Below are 1,746 nucleotides of genomic sequence, written 5' to 3' on the forward strand. Positions count from 1 at the left end.
CCGTCGGAGCCCACGCCGCTGGGGCTGTTGTCGGCGAAGCCCTGACCGCCCTGGCCGCCGTGGCCGCCCTGGCCGCCGGCGGCCCCGTTGCCGGCCTGGCCCCAGCGCCGCCGGCGCTGCCGCCGGTGCCGCCCTGCCCGCCGCCGCCGCCCTGGCCGCCCTGGCCACCCTTGGCGCCGGCGCCGGCCGAGTCGCCGCCCGCCCCGCCGGCCCCGCCAGTACCGCCGCCGCCCGCGTTGCCGCCGGCGCCACTACCGGCGGCACCCGTGCCACCGTTACCGCCGGCGCCGCCCTGGCCACCGGCCCCACCGCTGCCGCTGACGCCACCGGCCACTGCGCTGCCACCGCCGGCCCCGCCCGCACCGCCCGCACCGCCGTTGCCCGCGTCGCCACCGGCGGCCCCGGCGCCGGCGCTCACGCCATCCGCGCCCTTACCACCGGCACCGCCGGCGCCGCCGTTGCCCGCCGTGCCGCCGGAGCCGCCACCGCCACCGGTGCCGCCGTCCCCGCCTCTCCCCGCGCCGCCGCCGGTGTCCGCCCCGCCGACGCCGCCGGTGCCGCCCTGACCGCCTTGACCGGCGGTGCCGCCCGCGGTGCTGCCGGCCCCGCCGCCGCCACCGGTGCCGCCCGTTCCGCCGGCCCCGCCGGCGCCCACGCTCGCGCCGGTGCCGCCGGCCGCGCCGCCGCCACCGCCATGGCCACCTTGGCCGCCCGTGCCGCCGGCCCCGGCGTCGTTGCCGCCGTCATCGCCGACGCCGCCGCCACCCTGACCGCCCTGCCCGCCCTGGCCGCCGACCCCGCCGTTGCCGTTGCTCGCGGTCGCGCTCACGCCGCCGGACCCGCCGGCACCGCCGTCACCGCCGGTGCCACCGGTCCCGCCTTGGCCGCCGGGTGTGGTGCTGGCCGCACCGGCACCACCGTTGCCGCCCAGGCCGCCGTGGCCGCCTTGGCCGGCGCCGCCGCCGGGGCTGTCCGGGCCGCCGGTGCCGCCCTGGCCGCCTTGCCCGCCCTGACCGGCGCTATCGGCGGTGGTGGCCGCGGCTCCGCCCGTGCCACCGGTTCCACCGGTGCCGCCGGCGCCGCCGGCGCCCACGCTCGCGCCGGCGCCGCCGGCATCGCCGCCGCCTCCGCCGTTGCCGCCGAGGCCACCGATGCCGCCGGCACCGGCGTTGTTGGTGCCGTTATCGGCGACGCCGGCGCCACCCTGGCCGCCCTGCCCGCCCTGGCCGCCGACCCCGCCGTCGCCATATGTCGCGCCGGTGGCCGTGCCGCCGGTGCCGATGGCGCCGCCCGTGCCACCTTGCCCGCCTTGCCCGCCCTGCCCGGCGGTATCGCCGGCGGCGGCCGCGCCGCCGCCCATGCCACCGATGCCGCCGGTGCCGCCCCGGCCGCCGCTGCCGTCGGTTGCGCCGGCGACGGCGCTGCCGCCCAGACCGCCCGCACCGCCCTGGCCGCCGTGCCCGCCGGTTTGGCCGCTGCCGCCGGCCGGGCCCGCGAGGCCCTGGCCGCCCTGGCCGCCTTGGCCGCCGATGCCGCCCGCCCCGGCGGTGTCGCCCGGTGTGGTGGTGGCGCCGCCCTGGCCGCCCTGCCCGCCCTGGCCGCCGGTGCCGGCGTCACCGGCGATACCCGCAGACGCCGCGGCGCCGGCACCCGTGCCCGCGGCTCCGCCCGTCCCGCCGGACCCGCCCACGCCACCCGACCAGGTGACCACTGTCAACGCCGAACCGGCGCTCCAGCCGGAGGCGC

Annotated in this window: 1 protein-coding gene; it reads right to left on the minus strand. The window is 83.8% G+C overall.

Annotated elements, in window-relative coordinates; all coding sequences use genetic code 11:
- Nucleotides 1-1,746 (minus strand): hypothetical protein (locus tag A9X00_RS32660; protein ID WP_197515002.1); only part of this gene is annotated, 1,746 nt, incomplete at both ends.

The sequence above is a fragment of the Mycobacterium sp. 1245805.9 genome (genome assembly GCF_001672915.1).
GTDB lineage: Bacteria > Actinomycetota > Actinomycetes > Mycobacteriales > Mycobacteriaceae > Mycobacterium.